An 18,409-nucleotide genomic window follows, 5' to 3' on the forward strand; every position below is an offset into this window, starting at 1 on the left:
AGCTTTCGTTTGAGCCGTTACAGATTCTCTGCGTCTACGGGCTGACAACGCCGGTCTGGTAAGCAATGACTACGGCTTGAACCCGATCCCGGGCGTCTAGCTTGGCCAATATGTGGCCAACATGCGTCTTGATCGTGGCTTCAGAGAGGAAGAGCTCCTCGGCGATTTCAGGATTGGATCGACCCAGCGCGATAAGGCCGAAGACCTCGCGTTCTCTTCGGGTTAATGAATCCACAAGAACAGACAGCTGCTCATTGCCCTGGGCGCTTTCCTTCTTCAGCAGTGGTGCCATATGATCCAGCAATCGGCGAGTGGTGGAAGGCGCGATCACAGCATCGCCACGATTCACCGTGCGAATCGATTCAAGCAACTCTTCGGGCGGTGCATCTTTCAAAAGGAATCCACTGGCGCCAGCCTGGATCGCGCTCAAAGCGTACTCATCCATGTCGAACGTCGTCAGCACAATGACCTTTGTGCCCTCGGCGGCGGTTTTAGACGGATCAAGCAAGCGTTCTGTTGCTTCGATGCCATCCATTTCCGGCATTCGCACATCCATGAGGATGACGTCAGCTTGATTCATCAGGGGAGTGGCGATAGCCTCTCGGCCATTGCTCGCTTCAACAATCACCTGCATGTCTTCTTGAGAGTTGATCAGCATGCGAAAGCCGCTGCGTACCAATAGTTGGTCATCCACCAAGGCGACCTTGATGGCGTTGTCGTTTTCCATGTGTTGTCAGTCCTCGGAGTATGGAATGAATACGGCGACGGCGAATCCGCCGGAAGATTGTGGGCCAGCGTTGCATGTTCCCTCGTACAAGGCTACGCGTTCCTTCATGCCGAGCAGCCCCTGGCCGGCGCCTTCTAGCTTGATAGCTCCTGCGCCGCGCCCATCGTCTTTGATCTGCAGCTCTAGGCCTCGGAACGTCCATTCGAGGATTACCCCGGCGACAGCGTTAGCACCGCCATGCTTGAGCACATTAGTCAGTGATTCTTGAACGCAACGGTACGCGGTGAGCTCAGCCCCAGCAGGCAGTTCTTTTCGTGGAGTACCGTGTGTGGTCAGTTGCACCGTCAGGCCTGAATTCTTGGCTAACTCCACGAGATCTGAGATGTCGGATAGGCCGGGCAAGGGCCGATTCTGAAGTTCTTCGTCTTTACGGAGGACGCCGAGGAGTCTGCGCATTTCCTTGAGTGAGGCGCGCCCGGTGTCGGACACTGTCTTGAGAGTATCAATGGCAATCTGTGGGTCATTGACCGCTGCATAGCGAGCACCATTCGCCTGCGTGATGATGACAGATAGCGAGTGGGCAACGATGTCGTGCATTTCCCTGGCAATATGATTGCGTTCATCAGACGCGGCCAGGGCTCTTTCCATGACGCGCTCTTTTTCAAGCCGTTCGGCATGATCCTTTAGTGATTTCATGGCCAAGCGTCGAGTGCGCGCAAGGTCGCCAAAGGTCCACGAGACGGTGACAACGAGAGCAAGACCCACAAAAGATACCAACATGTTCAGAGTCATCGACGGCGTGGGGTCAGAAACGTCGCGGAAGGGGTTGAACATGCTGAATGTGGCCAAGACGGCACCGGTCAGGCCAAGGGCAAGGGCGGTGAAGGACTGCCAGCGCTTTCCGTACACTGCCATCGTGTAAACCATGATGGGTACCGAGAATTGCGATGGCAGCACGAGGCTGTCAAAGCCGAGCTGCAGGATGTGGCCGAATGCGACGACAAGTGTCGCTGCCCAGGGGTATCGCCTTCTTACCATCAAGGGGACGGTTTGCAACAGGGCGATGGCGAAGATTGAAAGCACCGCAGAGACTGACATCGCGCCCGCGAAACCGAGTGTTCCGGGCACGCAGAATAGGGTGTAGATCAGACCCGTGATGAAGTCTATTCGTCGTGGATTCGCTCGGATCCAACCGTCAATTCGACGGTGGGGATTGGCAAAAATCAATTCTTCCTTCAATTCCGTGGAGCTTGCTGCGGACTATTGGTGTACTGGTTGCTACGTCCGGAGTATCCAGAATATCGACCTCGTCTAGTCCTGTTCCTCATGCCTAGGTTTGAATTCTGAAACGCGCAGGAACATTCTTCTCAAAATATGAGATGAACTCTCACATGTTGGACTTGGGTGGCTAGAGTTAAAGCATGGCAAAAGAAATTGATATTGCGGTCATTCCGGGCGACGGTATTGGCCCAGAAGTTGTAGCTGAAGCGGTCAAGGTTCTGAAATTCGTCACCAACGGTGGCAAGCAAGACGTCAAGCTCACTAACTACAAACTGGGTGCAGAACACTGGTTGGAAACCGGCGAGACTCTTCCGGATGAAACCCTTGCCTCGATCAAGCAGCACGATGCGATTCTCTTCGGCGCCGTAGGTGCGGCACCGGGCGACACCCGCATTCCATCGGGGATCATCGAGCGTGAAATGCTCCTGAAGCTCCGTTTCTCGCTGGACCACTATGTGAACCTGCGTCCATCCAAGCTCTACCCAGGTATCGAAAGCCCGCTGGCCAACCCGGGAACAATCGACTTCATCGTGGTGCGCGAAGGTACTGAAGGCCCATATGTAGGCAATGGCGGTTCAGTCCGTACCGGCACCTCGCATGAAATTGCCACCGAGGTATCGGTCAACACGGCCTATGGCGTCGAGCGTGTTGTCCGTGATGCATTCCGTCGCGCCTCAGAGCGTGAACGCAAGCATGTCACGCTGGTGCACAAGCACAATGTCCTGGTGCACGCCGGTCACTTGTGGAAGCGCACGGTAGAGGCAGTAGCAGTGGAATTCCCTGAAGTCACTCACGACTACCTCCATGTCGACGCCGCGACTATTTTCCTGACAACTGATCCATCGCGCTTCGATGTGATCGTCACGGACAATCTCTTCGGAGATATCTTGACCGACCAGGCTGGCGCAATCACCGGCGGCATCGGCTTGGCAGCTAGCGGCAACATCAACATGGATCGCACGTACCCATCGATGTTTGAGCCCGTTCACGGTTCAGCGCCAGACATCGCTGGGCAGCAGAAAGCGGATCCAACTGCCGCTATTCTTTCGGTGGCCTTGATGCTTGATCATCTCGGATTGTCAGAAGAAGCACGCTCGGTTGAGCAAGCTGTTGAAAAAGAGATCACTTCGCGTCAAGAATTGACCGATAATCGCACCACGAGTGAAATCGGCGATGCAATTGTCGCGTTACTGGCATAAGCTGAAACTGACGTTTCCGATTACCGGTTAATCGGCAGCATTTCCACGAACGGGTGTTCCGCTTTGGCGTGGAGCATCCGTTCTTTGTTTATTGAGCTAGGAAGTCCAAGGTAGATGGAATTCACCGAAAATCTTTCAACGAGTCGCAAGAGCGCCCAAGAGCGTGCCAGCGTTCTGGCTAACCCTGGTTTCGGGGACTTCTTCACTGACCACACCACTGTCGTTGACTGGACCGCCAACAAAGGCGGCCAGGGTGGCGAATGGCATGACGCCCGTATTGAGCCTTATGGGCCAATCGCCATGGATCCAGCTGCTTCGGTGCTGCACTACGGCCAGGAAATTTTTGAAGGCTTGAAGGCATACCGTCACGCTGACGGTTCCGTGTGGACGTTCCGCCCACGCGCCAACGCTGCTCGCTTAAACAAGTCTGCCCAGCGTCTTGCGCTGCCACAGCTGGATGAGGAAGTCTTTGTTGAGTCTCTGAAAAAGCTCGTGGCCACTGACATTGATTGGGTGCCAACCGGAGACGGCGAAGCCCTGTACTTGCGTCCATTCATGATTGCTACCGAAGCCTTCCTCGGTGTGCGAGCCGCTCGCGAAGTTTCCTACCGCGTCATCGCTTCTCCAGCAGGCAACTACTTCGGTGGCGAGCTCAAGCCCGTAGCTATTTGGGTATCGAAGAATTATGCCCGTGCGGGACGTGGTGGCACTGGTTCAGCCAAGTGCGGAGGCAACTATGCCGCATCGTTGGTGGCGCAGCTGGAGGCCGAAGAAAACGGCTGCAAGCAGGTTCTGTTCCTGGATTCCTTCAACGACAACGCAGTTGAAGAACTAGGCGGCATGAATGTTTTCTTTGTCACCAAGGACAACAAGTTGGTTACCCCTGCATTGACTGGCACCATCCTTGAAGGCGTTACCCGTTCATCCGTTATTCAGCTTGCCAAGGACCGTGGCATCGAAGTTGAAGAACGCAAGATCACCCTGGACGAATGGCGTGATGGTATTGCGTCCGGCGATATCACCGAAGTCTTCGCCTGCGGTACCGCGGCAGTGATCACCCCCATCGGTGTTTTGAAGAACGGCGACGAGCTCATTGGTGCCGAAAATGCACCGGCTGGTGAAGTGACCATGTCCATTCGCGAGGAACTGCTGGGCATCCAGCTGGGAACTGTTGAAGATCGACACGGCTGGCTTGAGCGTTTGGCATAGACGCTAAAGTAAGCGACTACGATGGTCTCGGGGCTTAAGCCCTGGGGCCATCGTTTTTATGTGAAAAGGAATGAAATGCACGTACTGGTAACTGGCGGTGCAGGCTACATAGGCTCGCACGCTGTGCTCCTATTGCTCGAAGCTGGCCACAAGGTTTCTGTCTTCGATAATCTCAGCAATTCTTCACCTGAATCATTACGCCGAGTTCGAGAAATGTCTGGTGCAGCTCCGGAGCTATTCATTGGCGATTTGCTTGACAGCGACCGGTTGGATTCAGTTTTGAGCCAGACCCAGCCTGACGCTGTAATTCATTTCGGCGGGTTGAAGGCTGTTGGCGAATCAGTACAGAAGCCGATTTCCTATTACCAGAACAATGTTGTTGGTACCTTGAACCTGGTATCCGCGATGGAAAAGGCCGGCGTGAAGCGTTTGGTCTTCAGTTCTTCCGCAACCGTCTACGCCGAGTCCACCGAATTGCCGCTGGTTGAAGGCGCCCAGCGCGATGCCTCAAACCCCTATGGCCGCACCAAGTTGCACAACGAGCAGATCCTTGAAGACCTTGCAGTCTCCGACTCCTCGTGGTCCATCGCCACCTTGCGCTACTTCAACCCGGTCGGCGCCCATCCATCGGGCAATATCGGCGAGGATCCGCAAGGCATTCCGAACAACCTCATGCCTTTTATTGCTCAGGTCGCCGTTGGGCGCCGAAGTGAAGTCCAGGTCTTCGGCAATGATTACCCAACCTATGACGGTACGGGTGTACGCGACTACATTCACGTCATGGATCTAGCCCAGGGGCACCTGGACGCATTGGACTTCCTGAATAGCCACAATGGGCAGTACGTGTGGAACCTCGGAACTGGAAGCGGCACCAGCGTCCTTGACGTCATCGGCGCATTTTCACGAGCCTGCGGCCGTCAGTTGCCATACAAATTGGTAGACCGCCGCCCAGGCGACATTGCCGAGTATTACGGTGATCCAACCACAGCTCGTCTGGAGCTCGGTTGGAAGGCCGAACGCGGCGTTGAGGAAATGGCCCGAGATATGTGGGAATGGCAGTCCAAAAACCCTGCCGGATACCCGGATTATGATCTTGACGGAATTTCTGAAGAAGAAATTAACGAATTCATTCGCGGGGCCCGCGCATCAATCGTCAAAGAATAGTAGACAAGAGAAATAATCAAATGAAAATTGCAAGATTTGTAGTAGACGGTGACCCTCTTTATGGAGTCGTTGATGGAAACGACATCCATGTCCTAGCAGGTGACCCTTTCTTCCAGGGGATCAAGACCACCGGTGCAACCCACAGTCTTGACGATGTTCGACTGGTGGCTCCAATCATCCCGCGCTCCAAGGTGGTCGGTTTCGGACGCACTTACCGCGAGCATGCCAAGGAACTCGGCAACGAAGTCCCGCAGGAACCACTGATATTCCTGAAGCCAAATACTTCTGTGGTTGGCCACGGGGATCCTGTCACCTTGCCGGCGTTTTCAGATGAGGTTTCCTTCGAAGGGGAGCTCGCTGTAGTTATCGGACGTATTTGCAAGGACGTACCAGCTGACAAAGCCCAGGACGTGATTTTCGGTTACACCGTTGCCAATGACCTGACGGCGCGCGACGCGCAGCGTAAGGACCCTCAGTGGGCCCGTGCCAAGGGATTTGATGGTTCTTGCCCATTGGGCCCGTGGATTGAAACAGAACTATCTGATCCGGATGATGTCAGCATTGTCACCCGAGTCAACGGCGAAATCCGGCAAGACGGATCAACCAACGAAATGATCTGGCCCGTTAATGAACTTGTTGCCCAAGCTTCCGAGGCATTTACTCTTTTGCCAGGAGATGTCATTATGACCGGGACTCCTGCAGGCGTGGGATTAGTTAATGCCGGCGATGTTGTCGAAATTGATGTTGAAGGTATCGGTTCATTACGAAGTGTATTCCGACGCTGAGTTAGTTTATCTATCCTTTATCCGGATACAATAATAACTACCACCAACTTGCCATCATCATTTTGGTGGAACCGCACTGGCTCTCGATCATTAATGTGATCGGGAGCCTTGCGGTTTAAATGCAACTTTCGGTTCGGAAGGCATAGAATGAAGACATCATGACTGATCTATCGCTGATTCCTGTAGTAACCGAAGACACCCCGGTACGCGTCCGCTTTTGCCCATCACCCACTGGTACGCCACACGTTGGCCTGATTCGCACGGCCCTGTTCAACTGGGCCTATGCTCGTCACACCGGTGGCAGGATGATTTTCCGCATCGAAGACACCGATGCCAAGCGTGACTCGGAAGAAAGCTACAACCAAGTACTCGATGCCTTGGGCTGGTTGGGTATCGACTGGGATGAAGGCGTAAACGTCGGGGGACCGCACGAGCCATACCGCCAGTCTCAGCGAGGCGAGATCTACCAAGACGTCATTGCCAAGCTGCGCGCGGCCGGTCACGTTTACGAGTCCTACTCGACTCCAGAAGAGATCGAGGCGCGCCACAAGGCAGCTGGCCGAGACCCAAAGCTTGGGTACGACAACTTCGACCGCGAACTCACTGATGAGCAGAAAGCCGCTTTCAAGGCTGAAGGGCGTGAACCTGTTCTCCGTGTACGCATGCCAGATCACGATGTCACCTTCGACGACTTGGTCCGCGGAGAAATCACGTTCAAGGCCGGCAGTGTTCCGGACTTCGTAGTCGTTCGCGCCAATGGACAGCCGCTGTACACCTTGGTCAACCCCGTTGACGATGCATTGATGGGTATCACCCACGTGCTTCGTGGCGAAGACCTGCTGTCCTCAACTCCTCGCCAGGTGGTGCTGTACGCGCTGCTTCACGATATTGGTGTTGCTCAGTACATGCCTCGTTTTGGCCACCTCCCATACGTCATGGGCCAGGGCAACAAGAAGCTGTCCAAGCGTGATCCAGAATCAAGCTTGTTCTTGCACCGCGACAACGGGTTTATCCCGGAGGGCTTGCTGAACTACTTGGCACTGCTCGGATGGTCGCTCAGCGCAGACGAGGACATCTTCTCCCGCGAACAGCTCGTTGAGGCATTCGACGTAACTGATGTCCTTTCGAACCCGGCTCGATTCGACGTCAAGAAGGCAGAAGCAATCAACGGCACGCACGTGCGCATGCTTGAGCCGCAGGACTTCCGCGACCGACTGGTTCCTTACCTTCAAGCTGCAGAACTGGTCGGCTCGGAGCTGACTGCACGTGAGAATGAAATCCTTGATCAGGCAGCTCCATTGGTCCAGGAACGCATCGCGCTCCTAGGCGAAGCCACTGACATGCTTGAATTCCTTTTCAAGTCTGACGATGAAATCGTCATTGCCGACAACGCGCTCAAGGGAATGCCTGCCAACCTTGTCGAGGTTGTAGAGGCTTCGATTGAAACACTGGAAGCTCTGTCAGATTGGAACGCGGAAACTATCCAGGGTGCACTTCGTGCCAAACTGGTAGACGAGTTGGAACTCAAGCCACGACAGGCCTTCGGCCCTGCGCGCGTAGCTATCTCCGGCAAACGAGTTTCGCCACCGCTCTTCGAGTCCATGGAAATCCTGGGACGCGATTCGAGCCTTAACCGTCTACGCGCATTTGGAGCGTCTCGGTAAGTTGCTGCGCTTGCGACAACTGATTCGTGAAAGCCTCGGGGGCCATCAATTTTAAAAGTTGCTGGCTCTCGAGGCTTTTCGATGTCCGGGGTGAGGCAAGCGCCACGCTGGATGGTGGATTTGGGAGAAGTGCATCGGCACCTGTAGGTGGAGTGGGTTAATTCACATGTCCATTGTGGAAGGGTGAGTGTTCCCAGCCGAAGCAGCAACCGATTTACCGGCTAGAATCCGCGGATGTTTACGAAAGCCGAGGGAAGGCTCTTCGATTTGTGTAGATGATTGCCTGCCGGTATAGTTGTATCTCGTGCTACGGAAGTGGCCTGGAATAATGCTTGACAGAATTCCTAAACTCCCAAGTCACAATGGGATATGGTGTAATTGGCAACACAACGGTTTCTGGTTCCGTCATTCTAGGTTCGAGTCCTGGTATCCCAGCGCTTCACCGGATTTTTTCCGGTGAGTCAAGGTGAAACTTGACGTACGGCCCCATCGTATAGCGGCCTAGTACTCCGCCCTCTCACGGCGGCAACACGGGTTCGAATCCCGTTGGGGTCACAACATGAAAAGCCACGGAGAGATCCGTGGTTTTTCTTTTACGCAGAAAACGTGCTTCCATCTCTCAGCAAACACCACCGCCATAAGGCAAGATGGTGCACATGGAGTCGAACTCAGATCAGACAAACCCTGCAACGGGTGATGCCGCTGGAAGGGCAAAAACCAGTGACATTACCATTGGGAGCCTCGCGGAATTACGTAGCATACTCACGGATCTTGTTTTCGCCAAAAATCAGTCTTCTGCGGCATCTGAAAGCGAACAGCTTCGTGATAAGACGCTGCACCAGATATCCGACTATCTGATTCCACGTGTCTCGAACTTGGGGGCGCCGTTATTGGCAGTCGTTGGAGGTTCCACTGGCTCCGGCAAATCGACACTGGTTAATTCACTCATCGGGGAGCAAATCAGTATTTCCGGCGCCGTCCGGCCAACCACTCGAACTCCTGTCCTCGCTTTTAATCCCGTTGATCAGCCCTTCTTCGAATCAGATCGCGTGCTCCCGGAGCTCACCCGCGTTTCAGGGGGCGGTTTTGCGTTAACCGGTGATTCGTCTCGAAATGATGCGCTCTTGATGAAGCCGCACGCGAACGTGCCCCAGGGGCTGGCGATCCTGGATGCACCGGATATCGACTCAGTATCAGACGACAACCGGGCGCTTGCAGGGCAGCTGCTTAACGCCGCTGATTTGTGGATTTTCGTAACTACAGCCAACCGCTACGCAGACGCACTGCCATGGGAACTGCTGACAGATGCCGGCGTCAGGGACATTACCGTCTCCGTCGTACTCAACCGAGTTCCCAAGGGTGCCGAGCGGGATATCGTGCCCGACTTGCGTCGCCTGCTGAATGAAAAGAATCTGGATCCAGCCCTGCTGCACGTCTTTAACGAGACGCATCTGAACGACGAGAAACTCCTGCCGGGGGAGCAAGTCGAACCCCTGTTGGCCTGGCTCAATGCCTTGGCCGCTGACGCCACCAAGCGTCAAGAGGTCGCTGCGCAAACACTGGCGGGGGCCTTGCGTCGAAGCACGGCCGATGTCGGAGAGCTACTGGCCGAATTGCAAGACCAGGAGCAGCAGATTGAAGACCTGCGTCAGTTGACCAAAGAGAGATTTGCCCAGGCTCACGAACGCATCAATGCAGCGCTCAACGACGGATCGCTATTACGCGGAGAAATTCTGGCCCGATGGCAAGATTTTGTCGGGGCAGGGGAGCTGCTTCGCGGGATCGAGGGAGCTATTGGTCGTGTCCGCGACAGGGTAGGAGCTTTTTTCTCCGGGCGGCCTCCGGCCACACATCGAGTTGAGCAAGCTATTGAATCAGGCTTGCACACGGTGTTCATCGCAGAAATCACTAAGGCCTGCCATGACGTCGACAGGTCTTGGAAGAACACGCCATTGGGCCAAGTTCTCCGCGCAGATCTGGTTTCGCCGCGGCCACCCAATGATCTTGATGCGCAAGCTGCTGACAGTATCCGCCTCTGGCAAAAAGACATTCTCGATATGATCCGTGAAGAAGGCGCCGGCAAGCGGAAGACCGCCCGCATGGCGGCCTTCGGGGTCAACGGCGTCGCGGTCATTTTGATGGTTGTCGTATTTGCCTCGACCGCGGGATTGACCGGACTGGAAATCGGCATTGCCGGCGGGTCTGCTGTAGTGGGCCAGAAGCTGTTGGAAGCGATATTCGGCGAGGATGCTGTCCGGCGCATGGCAGCCAGAGCGCGCAAGATGTTGGACGCACGAGCGGAAGCTTTGATTGGCACGAGCGTGCAGCTGTACGCGGACGGACTGGATCACCTGGCGCAACCGGAAGCGGCCCTGGCCTTGAACAAAGTCACTGATCGATTGAATGGCAAGGGGCCCAAATAATGGCTGAACGAAAAGTAGTCCGAGCTGTTAATGGTCTGAATCAGCAGATAGACAGCGTTATCGGCGCCATGGAGCTAGCTGAACCATATCTGGATGCGGAAAGCATCGATTTGGCGGCCTCGGTCATCAGGAAATCGGAATCACGTCGACAGCTATCCTCGGAACACGTAGTTGTGGGTCTCTTTGGCGCAACGGGTAGCGGCAAGTCGTCACTCTTCAACGCTCTCGTTGGAGAGGAATTGGCATCAACAGGCGTGATTCGTCCCACGACGGCAAATACAGTAGCTGCCATTTGGGATACGACAGGCGCCAATGAGCTTCTGGACTGGCTTGAAGTGACAGATCGCCACGTCATCGAAGAGAGAGCAGGGCTTCGACGCCGATCTTCGAAAAAAGACCTTGATGCGGGGCTATTGCTCCTGGATCTGCCGGATATGGATTCGACGCGGGTAGAGCATCATCAAATTGCCGCGCGTCTGGTGGGTCAGGTGGATTTCCTGGTTTGGGTTCTTGATCCCCAGAAGTACGCGGATGCATCCATTCACCATGGTTATCTCAACTCCTTGCAAAGCCAACAGGGAAATATTCTGATTGTTTTGAACCAGATGGATCGAGTGGCTGAGTCTGACCGCAAGATCATTGTTAGTTCCTTGCGCGATACTCTCGCTTCGTCCGGGCTGGAACGACTTCCGATTGTCTGCGCGTCGGCCACCACCGGGGAAGGGCTGGACGAAGTCCAAAAGCTGATCTCTGCTGCTGCAAGAAACAAGGCTATCTCCACGCGCCGGCTGAGGGCTGACGTTGACCAGGTAGTGCACCAGTTGCATGGACAATTAAGCGTTGAAAAAGTACGTCAGCCAAGCCAATTGCATCAATCCGAATTGGAACGAACGATCGCCAATGCCCACGGCGCACAATATATTGCAGACGCGGTAGAGACTTCGTACAAGCTTCGGGCAGCCCGGCGTACTGGTTGGCCAGTGACCACCTGGCTGATTCGACTGCGCAACGATCCATTGCAGCGCATGAACTTGGGGCGGAATCGGGATGAACCCGAATTGTCCATTACCTCGCGTCCAGAACTATCTGCGGCCGAATCTTCGGCCATTGACCATGCCATCGACAAGTATGTTCAGCAGGCCACCGAAGAACTGCCTGAGAGTTGGCATGAACCAATTCGAGAACAGGTCGCGGGCAATGTTGAGCACCTTGATGGTGCCGTCGATGCCGCTATCGCCAGTACGCATCTTGGCGTTGAAAAGGCTTCGTGGTGGTGGCCTGTAGTCAAATTTATCCAGTGGTTCTCATTGCTGGCGGCATTGGCGGGTGCGCTTTGGCTTGCCGCGTATCCCGTTGCAGGGTACTTCCAATTCGACTTGCCCTCGGCCCCACGGGTGGAAGGGGTCGCGGTTCCTACATTGGTCTTGGCAATCGGGTTATTGCTGGGTATCGTCCTAGGCGTAGCGTGCTCATTCGTCAATCGAATAGTGGCTAAAGTTAAACGTAGGAAGGCGTTACGAAATATTGAACGTTCGGTATCAAGCTTGGTTCGCACGGCCATCGTTGAACCTGTAGACGAGTATCTGACTACGTATAACGGCTACGCCTCCCTTATTACCTCAGCAGCAAAGAAAGCCGACTAGAACTCTGTGACTATTAATCAGCCTGAAGCTACCGTTGGAGACCTTGGCGAGCAAGGAATTCTTGACACCATACTCCCACTCCTCGATTCGCAAAAGGCAAACCTCGGTCCGGGGGATGACGCAGGCGCGCTCAGCGTCCAAGGCTCGGAAATCCTGGTTTCGGTGGATACTCTTGTCGAAAATCAAGACTTCAAGCTGGTTTGGCCAAGCGGTCTCGAACACCGGGCTTATGACATCGGATGGAAGTCAATCGCCCAGAATGTTTCGGATATCAACGCGATGGGCGGCACCACTACCGGCGCCGTAGTTTCCCTATCGCTGCCTGTGCAGACATCCCTTCAATGGGTCAAGGACTTTGCCCGGGGCATGGCCGATGCCATTAATTCATTGGAGGCCAAGGAACTGGCGATCCTCGGTGGTGACCTTGGCAAGTCAACGGAAATATCGGTGACGACAACCGTGCTGGGGGAGTGCGCGCACGGAAAGATCCTGCGCAATGGCGCCAAGCCGGGGGATGTCATCGCAGTGGCTGGGCGTCTTGGCGATGCGGGTGCCGGCCTATCAGTCTTGGAACATGGCAGCGATGCCAAAGAGTGGAGCCGGGCCGTGCGCCGGATTGTCGAAGCGCAATGCAAGCCCGCACCGCCTCTAGGATCAGGTCCCCGTGCGGCCGAGGCCGGCGCCCACGCCATGATGGATATTTCAGACGGCCTGGTGCGCGATAGCACGCGTCTGGCTAAGAGCAGCGGCATCAGCATTGATTACAACGGCCAGATCTTGCAAAAGTTCGCCTCCCGGTTGGCCCCTGCTGCGCAATTGACCGGGACAGATCCAATGGCATGGGTATTGCACGGCGGCGAGGACTTCGGCCTTGTGGCCGCTTTCCCAACGGAAGCTGATGTTCCGGAGGAGTTCACGGTAATCGGCGTTGCCAAGGCTCGCAGCGGCCGGCGTTCATTGGTGACGGTCGACGGGAAACCTGCAACCGCTAGCGCGGGCTTCGACCACTTCAACTGATTCAGGGCCCGCGCGTACCTGGGCAATTCAGCTGTGGTCGTTTTGCACCCTGAGCAGTTCAGATAGTTCATGGGCGGCGCTGGTGACGGCTTCGTGATGAATTTTTCCTGGCTGCCGTGTCAATCGTTCAATGGGACCGGATAACGACAAGGCGGCGATGACCCGTCCGGACTGGCCGCGAACGGGCGCAGAAACCGAGGCGACACCTGGCTCGCGCTCGCCCAAGGACTGGGCCCAGCCGCGCCGGCGTACGCCCGCCAGAATGGTCGGCGTGAAGCGCGCATGATGCAGACCTTCGACCATTCGCTCATTGTCTTCCCAGGCCAAGAGGATCTGTGCGGCTGAACCCGCTTTCATCGACAGCTGGGTACCCACCGGAATGGTATCGCGCAATCCGATGGGTCGTTCTGCGCTGGCGATGCAGACACGGAAGTCGCCTTGTTTGCGGAAGATCTGCGTGCTTTCCCCAGTCAGGTCCCGAAGCTTGATGAGAATCGGTCCTGCCGCACTGACCAAGCGGTCTTCACCTGCGGCGCTCGCCAATTCCACCAAGCGATTTCCCAGCTCAAAGCGGCCATGCATGTCTCTGCCTACCAGCCCGTGGTGCACCAGCGACTGGGCGATGCGGTGAACCGTTGGGCGCGAAATGTCCGTCAACTCCACCAGCTGGGAAAGGGACGTTGGTCCGTTTTCCAGCGCATTGAGGATGGCTGCTGCCTTGTCCAGAACACCTACACCGCTACCTATTGTCATAGTCCAAGTATCATGTCTCATTATTTGAGATTCAAGTCCGCATACTGGAAATGACTATCTGTGAAGTGTCAAAGTTGAACTACCACAATTACGTAGCTTGAGGAGTGTGTCGCATGTCCGCCATGCAGTCGCCCCAGACATTGGCAGAAAAAGTTTGGAGTGCACATGTTGTGCGCCAAGGTGAAGGAAGTGGAGAGTCCCGCCAGCCGGACTTGATCTACATTGACCTCCACCTCCTACACGAGGTGACGTCGCCGCAGGCATTCGAGGGGCTTCGCCTGGCAGGACGCCAACTGCGCCGCCCGGATTTGACCATTGCGACAGAAGATCACAACACTCCTACGCTGGAAATCGATAAGCCCATCGCTGACTTGACCAGCCGCGCCCAGATTAATACCCTGCGTGAAAACTGCAAGGAGTTTGGCGTCCGCCTCCACTCCCTGGGTGACAAGGAACAGGGCATCGTCCACGTGGTTGGTCCTCAGCTGGGCCTGACCCAGCCAGGCATGACCGTGGTCTGCGGAGACTCCCACACCTCCACGCATGGCGCGTTCGGCGCCCTGGCCTTCGGCATCGGCACCTCCGAGGTAGAGCATGTCATGGCCACGCAGTCGCTGAGCCTGAAGCCTTTCAAGACCATGGCAATCAACGTCGAGGGCACCTTGAAGCCGGGAGTCACCTCCAAGGACATCATTCTGGCTGTCATCGCCAAGATTGGCACCGGTGGCGGCCAAGGGTACGTTCTCGAGTACCGAGGTTCAGCCATCCGCTCCCTGTCCATGGACGCGCGAATGACCATCTGCAACATGTCCATCGAAGCAGGCGCTCGCGCAGGCATGATCGCTCCGGATGAGACAACCTTCGAATATGTGAAGGGCCGTCCGCACGCGCCAAAGGGCGCGGACTGGGATGCTGCGGTAGCAGACTGGAAGCAGCTGCACTCCGATGAGGGAGCCCAGTTTGATGCAGAGGTCTTCCTGAACGCCGATGAACTTGAACCATTTGTCACCTGGGGAACCAACCCGGGCCAGGGTGTTTCACTCTCCCAGAGTGTTCCTTCGCCAGAAGACTTCGAAGACGAGAATGATCGCAAAGCCTGCGAACGTGCACTGGACTACATGGGCCTGACCGGCGGAACGCCGATGAAGGATATCCGTGTGGATACCGTCTTCCTGGGATCCTGCACCAACTCTCGCATGGAAGACCTGCGAGCCGCGGCAGAAGTCGTCAAGGGCAAGACCAAGGATCCAAACATCCGAATGATCGTTGTGCCAGGCTCTGCCCGCGTGCGGCTGGAAGCCGAAGCCGAGGGACTGGATCAGGTATTCAAGGATTTCGGCGCCGAGTGGCGTTTCGCTGGTTGCTCCATGTGCCTTGGAATGAACCCGGATCAGCTGGACGAGGGGGAGCGTTGCGCTTCGACCTCCAACCGCAACTTTGAAGGCCGGCAGGGCAAGGGCGGACGCACGCACCTGGTCTCTCCACTGGTTGCCGCCGCCACCGCGGTCCGCGGAACCCTGTCCTCGCCCAGCGACCTGGTCAACGCACCGGCTGCAGTCTAGAAAGGATTACCACGATGGAAAAGATTGTTACCCACACCGGCATTGGTGTTCCGCTGCGGCAGAGCAACGTGGACACGGACCAGATCATTCCTGCTGTCTACCTCAAGCGCATCACGCGAACTGGCTTCGAGGACGCGCTGTTTGCCGGATGGCGCCGAGATGAGAACTTCATCCTGAACAAGGAACCTTTTAACGCTGGTTCCGTGCTTGTTGCCGGCCCTGATTTCGGCACCGGCTCTTCACGTGAGCACGCGGTTTGGGCGTTGAAGGATTACGGCTTCAAAGCAGTGATCTCTGCCCGCTTTGCCGACATCTTCCGTGGCAATTCCGGCAAGCAGGGATTGGTTGCCGCCGAGGTGGCGCAAAGTGACATCGAACTGATCTGGAAGGAACTGGAAAACAACCCGGGCACCACCGTGACCGTGGATCTTGAATCCCGTACCGTCCACTGCGGCTCGATCTCGGCGCCATTCCAGATTGACGACTACACCCGCTGGCGCCTGATGGAAGGCCTGGATGACATCGGGCTGACTTTGCAGCAGGAAGATGCCATCACGGCCTACGAGGCACAGCGTCCGGAGCACAAGCCTCAAACGCTGCCCGCACAAACCGCCGGCTAAGAGGTTTTCCTGATGCTGGAATAATAGGTCCGCTCTTCACCGTTCTTATAGCGGGAGAGCGGACCTGCTGTTCTTCCCAGGACGCGCATTCCGCTCAGGGTCGTGACGTGGCTGAAAGCATGCTCACAATGTGTACGCCACGGGATGATCTGAACATACCAGCGGGTACATAGGCGGTATGCTTGCTAAGTCCTGCCAGTTCGAAAGCTCAGAAGCTTCGGCGGGCGATAACGACTACGCGATGAGGTAATTCATACATGGGTAAGATCTTGACGATCCATGGTGGTGTTCCACTCGAGGGCACCGTACGAGTCGGCGGAGCAAAGAACCTAGTGCCAAAAGCCATGGTTGCAGCTCTGCTTGGTGACACTCCTTCTGTTCTGCGCAATGTGCCAGAGATCAAAGACGTCGTCGTAGTACGCAGCTTGCTTGAGATTCATGGTGTCAAGGTTGACCAGGACCCGACCACTGGTGATCTCACCATGGACCCAACCCAGGTCAAGATTGCCTCCAACCAGGCTATTGATGCCCACGCAGGCGACTCCCGTATCCCTATCCTGTTCTGCGGCCCGCTGATCCACTCCTTGGGCGAAGCCTTCATCCCGGATCTGGGCGGCTGCCGCATCGGCGACCGTCCCATCGATTTCCACCTTGAAGTCCTGCGCGAATTCGGCGCAGTCGTGGACAAGGCCCCGGACGGCATCCGCATCTCGGCTCCCAACGGGCTTCACGGTGCCAAGCTCTCCTTGCAGTACCCAAGCGTGGGCACGACGGAGCAGGTCCTGCTCTCGGCTGTTCGCGCCAAGGGCGTTACCGAAGTCAGCAACGCCGCCATCGAGCCAGAAATCCTGGATCTGATCTCGCTGTTGCAGAAGATGGGCGCCATTATCTCTGTACACCGCGACCGTGTGATTCGCATCCAGGGCGTAGACCAGCTCACCGGCTTCGACCATACCGCCTTGCCTGACCGCAACGAAGCCGCCTCGTGGGCTTCGGCAGCGCTGGTCACCAAGGGTGACATCTTCGTTCAGGACGCACAACAGCGCGACCTGACCGCCTTCCTCCACGTATACCGCCAGATCGGTGGAGAATTCGAGGTCAAGTCCAACGGCATTCGCTTCTACCACCCAGGTGGAGATCTGAATCCCTTGATCCTGGAAACCGATGTCCATCCAGGTTTCATGACCGACTGGCAGCAGCCGCTGGTCGTGGCACTGACCCAGGCCAAGGGTGTTTCCGTGATTCACGAAACCGTTTACGAAAACCGTTTCGGATTCACCGACGCTCTTGTGCGCATGGGCTCCACCGTACAGGTGCATACCGACTGCCTCGGTTCCACCCCTTGCCGCTTCGGGCAGCGCAACTTCAAGCACTCAGCTGTTGTTGTCGGCCCAGCAAAGCTCACCGGTGCTGATATTGACGTTCCAGATCTTCGTGGCGGTTTCTCCCACCTCATTGCAGCTCTGGCTGCTGAGGGCACCAGCCGTGTGACCGGCATTGAAATCATCAACCGCGGCTACGAGCATTTCATGGACAAGCTGCAGAGCTTGGGCGCCAACGTTGAGCTGAGCAACTAGCAAAGGGGATCTTGTTCGTGGTGAAGATCCTGGCTCCGGGGGAGTCTGCAAAAACCAAGCGTGTCTTTTCTGTCCTGGCGGGAATCGTCCGTCCGGTGATGAACGGCCTGACGGGTAGAACATGGAAGGGCTTTGAAAACCTTCCGCAGGGCGGCTACATCGTCTGCCCCAATCATCTGACGGAAATTGATCCGCTAGTTGTAGGGCATGCCATTTACAGCAACGGCAGGCTTCCTCGTTGGCTGGCGAAGGAATCGCTGTTCAAGCCACCAGTGCTTGGCTGGTTCCTGCGGACCACCGGCCAGGTCCCCGTTTCGCGCAGTTCTGCAAGCGCAGGCGACTCGTTGAAGCAGGCCAAGAAGGTGCTGGACGCCGGCGGAGTCATCGTGATTTACCCCGAGGGCACGCTGACCAGGGATCCCGACCTGTGGCCCATGATCGGACGTACCGGTGCGGCGCGCTTGGCGCTGCAAACCGGTGCTCCGGTAGTGCCCATGGCACACTGGGGAGACCAGGAGCTCCTGCCAAGGTACTCCAAGAAGATGTACCTGTTCCCGCGCAAGCACGTCACCGTCTCCGTTGGAGCGCCGGTAGATCTGGATGACTTGCGGGAAGGCCCGCGCACCCGCACGGTGCTCCAAGAAGCAACGGATCGAATCATGGACGAGATCACCGCTTTGCAGGCTGAACTGCGCCACGAAGAACCACCGGCCAAGCGCTGGGATCCTTCTGAGCATGGTCAAGCCCAAACCGGCCGTAGCTTTGAAAAGCCGGACAACTAATCA

General features: G+C 56.2%; 15 protein-coding genes and 2 tRNA genes. 14 read left to right on the top strand and 3 right to left on the bottom strand.

Going from position 1 to position 18,409, the window contains the following annotated elements:
- Window positions 1-34 precede the first annotated feature (34 nt).
- Window positions 35-727: a response regulator gene (locus OF385_RS06730; protein WP_264277571.1), complete on the bottom strand. Its 693-nt coding sequence runs from the start codon at window positions 725-727 to the stop codon at window positions 35-37.
- A 6-nt stretch (window positions 728-733) separates the two neighbouring features.
- A complete protein-coding gene (locus tag OF385_RS06735; RefSeq protein WP_264277572.1) occupies window positions 734-1,966 on the bottom strand; it encodes a sensor histidine kinase in 1,233 nt (410 codons plus the stop codon).
- 182 nt (window positions 1,967-2,148) lie between these two features.
- Here OF385_RS06735 and OF385_RS06740 point away from each other — a divergent pair, with 182 nt between their 5' ends.
- The 10 genes from OF385_RS06740 (at window position 2,149) to thiL (ending at window position 13,112) form a co-directional block, all read left to right on the top strand.
- Window positions 2,149-3,207, top strand: a complete 1,059-nt coding sequence (locus tag OF385_RS06740; protein WP_264277573.1) for a 3-isopropylmalate dehydrogenase — start codon at window positions 2,149-2,151, stop codon at window positions 3,205-3,207.
- A gap of 114 nt (window positions 3,208-3,321) precedes the next feature.
- Entirely contained in the window at window positions 3,322-4,416 is a 1,095-nt protein-coding gene (locus OF385_RS06745) for a branched-chain amino acid aminotransferase (RefSeq protein ID WP_264277574.1), read from the top strand.
- 75 nt (window positions 4,417-4,491) lie between these two features.
- Window positions 4,492-5,580 carry a UDP-glucose 4-epimerase GalE gene (galE, locus tag OF385_RS06750; protein ID WP_264277575.1) on the top strand — a complete coding sequence of 363 codons (1,089 nt, stop codon included), beginning with the start codon at window positions 4,492-4,494 and terminating at the stop codon, window positions 5,578-5,580.
- Between the two features lie 20 nt (window positions 5,581-5,600).
- The gene (locus tag OF385_RS06755) at window positions 5,601-6,365 is read left to right on the top strand and encodes a fumarylacetoacetate hydrolase family protein (RefSeq protein WP_264277576.1); all 765 of its coding nucleotides are present in this window, start codon (window positions 5,601-5,603) and stop codon (window positions 6,363-6,365) included.
- Window positions 6,366-6,523: 158 nt separating this feature from the next.
- The gene (gene gltX, locus OF385_RS06760; RefSeq protein WP_264277577.1) at window positions 6,524-8,029 is read left to right on the top strand and encodes a glutamate--tRNA ligase; all 1,506 of its coding nucleotides are present in this window, start codon (window positions 6,524-6,526) and stop codon (window positions 8,027-8,029) included.
- 363 nt (window positions 8,030-8,392) lie between these two features.
- Window positions 8,393-8,464: transfer RNA gene (locus OF385_RS06765), tRNA-Gln, on the top strand.
- 47 nt (window positions 8,465-8,511) lie between these two features.
- A tRNA-Glu gene (locus tag OF385_RS06770) sits at window positions 8,512-8,584 on the top strand.
- Between the two features lie 101 nt (window positions 8,585-8,685).
- Window positions 8,686-10,452, top strand: coding sequence for a dynamin family protein (locus tag OF385_RS06775; protein WP_264277578.1), 1,767 nt, complete (start codon window positions 8,686-8,688; stop codon window positions 10,450-10,452).
- Window positions 10,452-12,095 carry a GTPase gene (locus tag OF385_RS06780; protein ID WP_264277579.1) on the top strand — a complete coding sequence of 548 codons (1,644 nt, stop codon included), beginning with the start codon at window positions 10,452-10,454 and terminating at the stop codon, window positions 12,093-12,095. The genes OF385_RS06775 and OF385_RS06780 overlap by 1 nt, the downstream gene beginning before the upstream one ends.
- 6 nt (window positions 12,096-12,101) lie before the next feature.
- Window positions 12,102-13,112, top strand: coding sequence for a thiamine-phosphate kinase (thiL, locus tag OF385_RS06785; RefSeq protein WP_264277580.1), 1,011 nt, complete (start codon window positions 12,102-12,104; stop codon window positions 13,110-13,112).
- A 27-nt stretch (window positions 13,113-13,139) separates the two neighbouring features.
- Here thiL and OF385_RS06790 read toward each other — a convergent pair whose 3' ends face one another.
- Entirely contained in the window at window positions 13,140-13,865 is a 726-nt protein-coding gene (locus OF385_RS06790; protein WP_022876695.1) for an IclR family transcriptional regulator, read from the bottom strand.
- A 122-nt stretch (window positions 13,866-13,987) separates the two neighbouring features.
- Between OF385_RS06790 and leuC the strand changes: the two genes are divergently transcribed.
- From leuC to OF385_RS06810, 4 genes are all read left to right on the top strand, one after another.
- On the top strand, window positions 13,988-15,427 hold the full coding sequence (gene leuC / locus OF385_RS06795) for a 3-isopropylmalate dehydratase large subunit (RefSeq protein ID WP_264277871.1): 1,440 nt from the start codon (window positions 13,988-13,990) through the stop codon (window positions 15,425-15,427).
- A gap of 14 nt (window positions 15,428-15,441) precedes the next feature.
- Window positions 15,442-16,047 (top strand): 3-isopropylmalate dehydratase small subunit, encoded by a 606-nt coding sequence (gene leuD / locus OF385_RS06800; RefSeq protein ID WP_264277581.1) that lies wholly within the window; start codon window positions 15,442-15,444, stop codon window positions 16,045-16,047.
- A gap of 257 nt (window positions 16,048-16,304) precedes the next feature.
- The gene (gene murA, locus OF385_RS06805; RefSeq protein WP_022876692.1) at window positions 16,305-17,624 is read left to right on the top strand and encodes a UDP-N-acetylglucosamine 1-carboxyvinyltransferase; all 1,320 of its coding nucleotides are present in this window, start codon (window positions 16,305-16,307) and stop codon (window positions 17,622-17,624) included.
- Window positions 17,625-17,641: 17 nt separating this feature from the next.
- Window positions 17,642-18,406 (top strand): lysophospholipid acyltransferase family protein, encoded by a 765-nt coding sequence (locus tag OF385_RS06810; RefSeq protein ID WP_264277582.1) that lies wholly within the window; start codon window positions 17,642-17,644, stop codon window positions 18,404-18,406.
- Window positions 18,407-18,409 lie beyond the last annotated feature (3 nt).

This window comes from Glutamicibacter sp. JL.03c (assembly GCF_025854375.1).
Taxonomy (GTDB): Bacteria; Actinomycetota; Actinomycetes; order Actinomycetales; family Micrococcaceae; genus Glutamicibacter.